The sequence below is a fragment of the Pseudomonadota bacterium genome (assembly GCA_016927275.1).
In the GTDB taxonomy this organism is placed as follows: Bacteria; UBA10199; UBA10199; order 2-02-FULL-44-16; family JAAZCA01; genus JAFGMW01.
The window spans coordinates 1-4,858 of record JAFGMW010000092.1; the positions used below are offsets into that span (position 1 = coordinate 1).

The 4,858-nt window shown below is 60.7% G+C and carries 3 protein-coding genes; all 3 read right to left on the reverse strand.

The window, feature by feature from the left end:
- On the reverse strand, positions 1 to 2,669 hold a 2,669-nt coding region (locus JXA24_06100), incomplete at its 3' end, for a valine--tRNA ligase (GenBank protein ID MBN1283324.1).
- 1,178 nt (positions 2,670 to 3,847) lie between these two features.
- Positions 3,848 to 4,105, reverse strand: coding sequence for a type II toxin-antitoxin system RelE/ParE family toxin (locus JXA24_06105; protein ID MBN1283325.1), 258 nt, complete (start codon positions 4,103 to 4,105; stop codon positions 3,848 to 3,850).
- The gene (locus JXA24_06110) at positions 4,098 to 4,364 is read right to left on the reverse strand and encodes a type II toxin-antitoxin system Phd/YefM family antitoxin (protein MBN1283326.1); all 267 of its coding nucleotides are present in this window, start codon (positions 4,362 to 4,364) and stop codon (positions 4,098 to 4,100) included. The genes JXA24_06105 and JXA24_06110 overlap by 8 nt, the downstream gene beginning before the upstream one ends.
- Positions 4,365 to 4,858: the final 494 nt, after the last annotated feature.

A 4,858-nucleotide genomic window follows, 5' to 3' on the forward strand; every position in this document is an offset into this window, starting at 1 on the left:
GCTGTGAACGACTCGTTGCCGAGCTTTCTGCCCACCGCCTCTATCTCTGACTCGGCGCGCGCGATCTCCTTCGTGAGGCGCGCGCGCTCCGCCTCGATGTCGATGAGGCCTGCGTAGGGGATGTAGGTGGTCTGGCCGTCGGTCACGACCGTGGCCGCCTTCTTCACCTCATCCGGTTCGTGGCCTGCGCGCACGGAGAGGAGCTCATCCACGCGCGCCAGGTGCTGCACGTATCGAGGCGCTTCCTCAGAGAGCTTTGTCATGTGCTTGTCCTGGAACGCCGCGATCGCCAGAGGGATGCGCCTCTTCGGATCCACGTTGCTCTCGCCGCGGATGTTTCTGATCGCCTCCACCGGCTCCACGACCACTGCGGCGAACGCCCTCGCCTCCTTTTCGAAGCGCGCCTTCTCCGCCTTCGGATAGTGCGAGGTGATGAGCATCCCCTCGCCGGGCATGAGGTGCCCCCAGATCTCCTCGGTGATGAAGGGGAGGAACGGGTGCGCCAGCCTCAGGATGTCGGCGAGCACCCGCTTGAGCGTGTGCTGGGTCGCCGCCCTCTCGTTCTCCCGGTCCCCGGTTCCCGGTTCCCGGTCCCCGGTTCCGAGGTGTAATTTTGCCGCCTCAACGTACCAGTCGCAGAACTCGTTCCACACGAACTGATAGAGGGTCTGGGCGGCCACGCTGAACTTAAAGTCGTCGAGGGCCGCGCGCATATCCTTCGTGACGTGTGCCAGGCGGTTCAATATCCAGCGGTCGGCCAGGTTGAGGAATTTATCGGCCGGCGCCTTTTCCGGCATGTCCTCGAGGTTCATCATGGCGAAGCGGGCCGCGTTCCAGAGCTTGTTGCAGAAGTTTCGGCCCATCTCGAACTTGGACTCGCTGAGTTTTAAGTCCTGGCCCTCGGTGGAGAGCACCATGAGCGAGTAGCGCATGGCGTCTGCGCCGTACTTCTCGATCACGTCGATCGGGTCGATGCCGTTGCCGAGCGACTTGGACATCTTTCGGCCCTGCTCGTCCAGTATCGTGCCGTGGATGTAGACGTCGGAGAAGGGGACCTTCCCCATCATCGCGAGCCCCATCATCACCATGCGCGCGACCCAGAAGTAGATGATGCCGCGGTCGGTCACGAGCGTGGCGGTGGGGTAGTAGTGCGCGAGCGGCGCGGTCTCCTCAGGCCAGCCGAGGGTGGAGAAGGGCCACAGCGCTGAGGAAAACCAGGTGTCGAGGACGTCCTCGTCCTGCACGAGCTCGGTGCCGCCGCACTTGGGACACTTGGTCGGGGCCTCGCGCGCCACGATCGGGGGACATGAGCTTCGGGACCCGGGACCCGGGACCTGGGACCCGGAATGTTTTTCCTGGTCCCCGATCCCCGGTCCCTGGTCCCGAGACCGGCAGTACCACACCGGGATCCGGTGCCCCCACCAGATCTGGCGGGAGATGCACCAGTCGCGGGCGTTCTCGAGCCACTGGAGGTAGAACTGTGTCCAGCGCTCCGGGTGGAAGCGGACCTTGCCGTCCTCGGTGGCGCGGATCGCCTTCTCGGCCAGCGGGCGCATTCGCACGAACCACTGGTCGGAGAGCCACGGCTCGATCGTCTCCTTGCACCGGTAGCAGTGGCCCACCGCGTGCAGGTGGTCCTCCACCTTCTCCAGCAGCCCCTGGCTCTCCAGCTCCTGCACGATCAGGTCCCTGCAGTCGTCGCGGGAGAGCCCCCGGTACTTCTCCGGCGCCTCTGCGCTCATGGTCGCGTCCTCGTTCATCACGTTGATGCGAGGCAGGTTGTGCCGCTCGCCGATCTGGAAGTCGTTGGGGTCGTGCGCGGGCGTCACCTTCACCGCGCCGGTGCCGAAGGCGGAGTCGACGAAGTCGTCCGCGACGATCGGGATATGGCGCCCGGTCTCGGGAAGCTCTACGAGCTTTCCGACGAGGTGCGCATACCTTTCATCCTTCGGATTGACCGCCACGGCCGTGTCGCCGAGCATCGTCTCGGGCCGAGTCGTTGCCACGACTATGTATTCCGAGTCCCGAGTCCCGGATCCCGAATCCCGAAGCGGGTAGCGTATATACCAGAGCGATCCCTTTTCGTCCTTGTGGTCAACCTCGTCGTCGGCGAGCGCCGTGTGGCAGCGGGGGCACCAGTTGACGATGTATTTGCCGCGGTAGATGAGCCCCTCGTCGTAGAGGCGCACGAAACACTCCCGCACCGCTCGCGAGAGCCCCTCGTCGAGCGTGAAGCGGGTCCTCTGCCAATCGCAGGAGGCGCCCAGCGCCTTGAGCTGGGTGAGTATCCGGTCGCCGTACTGCTCGCGCCACTTCCAGATGCGCTCGATCAAGGCCTCGCGGCCCACCTGCTGGCGCCGCTTCTTCTCGCTCTTCATGAGCTCGCGCTCGACCACGTTCTGGGTCGCGATGCCGGCGTGGTCTGTGCCCGGCTGCCAGAGCGCCGCGAACCCGTCCATGCGCTTGTAGCGGATGAGCACGTCCTGCAGGGTGTTGTTGAGGCCGTGGCCCATGTGGAGCGCGCCCGTGATGTTGGGCGGCGGGATCACGATGCAGTAGGGCGGCGATTCCGGTGAGTCCGGCACGTGGAAGCTGCCTGCGCGCTCCCACTCGCCGTACCAGCGCGCCTCGACCTCTTTGTGCTCATATGCCTTTGGGAGTTCCTTCAAAGCCCTCTCCGATCGCAGGTGTCTAACAAGGCAGAATTTCTAGGGAATTTGAAGCAAAGTGTCAACAGGCTTCGGGTCCCGGCTCGGGTCAGTCGCCCTTATCGTCATTCTGAGCCCTTCGACTTCGCTCAGGGTAACCTCCGCGAAGAATCCCGCGGCAGCAGACGGGACGGGCCGGGGACACCCCTCTCGCTTCGGCGCCTCGACTCATACGCCATCTCGTCGCCTGCGCATCAGGCGCCGCAGCATTGTAGGCTTAGAAAGCGGCGCCTTCTGACGCCGCTCGAAGGGTATCCCCGGCCCGGCCCGTCAGGTGGTACTCAACGCCATTCTGAATTGATAACGGGATCCTGCCCCTCCATGGCCTGCTGCCGGTAGGCAGGTTCGGGGATGGAAACGACACGCCCCTTTCGCTACGGCTCGCTCATTCAGACGCCATTCGCTTGCCTGCGCATTCGGCGCTGCGGCATTATAGGCTTGGATGGCAGCGCCTCCTGACGCCGCTCAAGTGGCGTCTCGTTTCAATCCCCTCAATGGCCTGCCTGCCGCAGGCAGGGACCTCTCAGCTGAGTGAAAAAAAAGCAAAGTGCTTTAGAACCTGTCTTGTTGATCCGGCGGAAGGGTCGCCGCCTCCAGCTCATGAGCTGGGAGGGTCAGCCCCTCAGGATCAACAAAACAGTTAACCTCCACGCTTGTCATCCCCGAGTGGTTTTATCGGGGATCCAGGCTGGATTTCCGCTTTCGCGGGAATGACAGGCAGGGGCGGGAAGGACTTCTGCTCCTAAACGCAATTGAAGCGAAACTTAGAGATGTTCTCTGCGACAGGCGCAGGGGACGCCCCTTTGCGACAATCGGGCGCGGCTTCGAGCGTAGTGTATTCGGAAGTGAAAAATCGCATTGGTTTCGCGAATTGGGAGCTGACGAGAGGAAGATACGCAATTCGCTTGAAACCAACCTATTTTTCACGACGAAAAACGGAGCGAGTGGCGCCGTCGCAATGGGGCGGCCCCGAGAGCCTGTCGCAACAATTTGACACCTGATCCGAACGGCCACCTGAAGCCTGTTTACACCTTTCGATCGAGTCCAGCATGTGGAGAAAGAAGGGTTCAGGCCGCTTCTTCATATAGCACCTCGCGGCCCTTGATTATCTTGTCCTTTATTAGGTCCAGGCGATCCTGTCATCTATACGCCTCTTTCCTGTGGCTGATGCGGATGATCTCCACCTGGACAACGTTCTTCCGGATGAAGTAGATGACGCGGTAATCGCCGACCCTGAATGAGCGATAATCGGAAAGCTCGGCCTTGAGCTGCTTGCCCAGAAGAGGGTCGTCGGCGAGCTTGGCGATCGCGTGCGCAACCCGCGGGCGTACCAACGTGGGAAGCGCCATGAATTGGCGCTCTGCAGCGGGGGCGAAGACTATCGTGTATCTAGCCACGGATCTTCTCCAGGACCTTTTCAAACGGGATGCCGCGGCCTGCGTCGATCTCCTTTCGCGCCTTTCTTATCTCTCCCATCGCTCCCTTATCGCTCATGATCTCCAGCGTCTCGATCCAGCCCTCGTAGTCGTCCACTGACATGAGCACTGCCCTGGGCTCGCCGTTTCGGGTGATGAGGTAGCGCTCAAAGCTCTCGTCCGAGTCGCGTATGAGCTCCAAGAGTCGTTTTTTTGCATCGGTTGCGGTTATGGATTTCATGGTCGCCCCCTGATCTTTATTATCACCATCTCCAGTCATAATTATAACCATTATCGGAAAAGGGGTCAATGCCGCTCTATTGCCCTTTGCAAGGCGTGTGCCGGCAAAAAACCCTTTAAAATTAAGGCAAAAGTTGTCTGGGGGTGCATTGTTTTCGTCAGCTCTGCATCGTTTCTGGGCAGGGGGTCGTCTTCACACCGCGGTCCGGATTCCGGGTCTAATCAACCTGGAAAGGAGTCTGAGCCGACTCTGGCGAAAGCGGGAAAGATGCGTGATCGGTTTTAAATATCGCAACGATCTAGCTTATCTTAATGAATACAACTACTTATATTTTAAGCCCTTGATGGGAATTCCACGCAACATTTCCGTTTTTCATCCGATAATAAAGCATAAGTTAGCGAAAACATTATGGCTATGTCGATCAATACCGCCCCTCTGCTTAGCGGTCTATCCGCGTTCGCAGTGGGGGCCCAGTATTCGATCCCGGGCGGGTA

Excerpts from the sequence above, each read along its gene's own strand:
- JXA24_06110 (MBN1283326.1), bottom strand. The coding sequence starts at position 4,364 with ATGAAATCCATAACCGCAACCGATGCAAAAAAACGACTCTTGGAGCTC.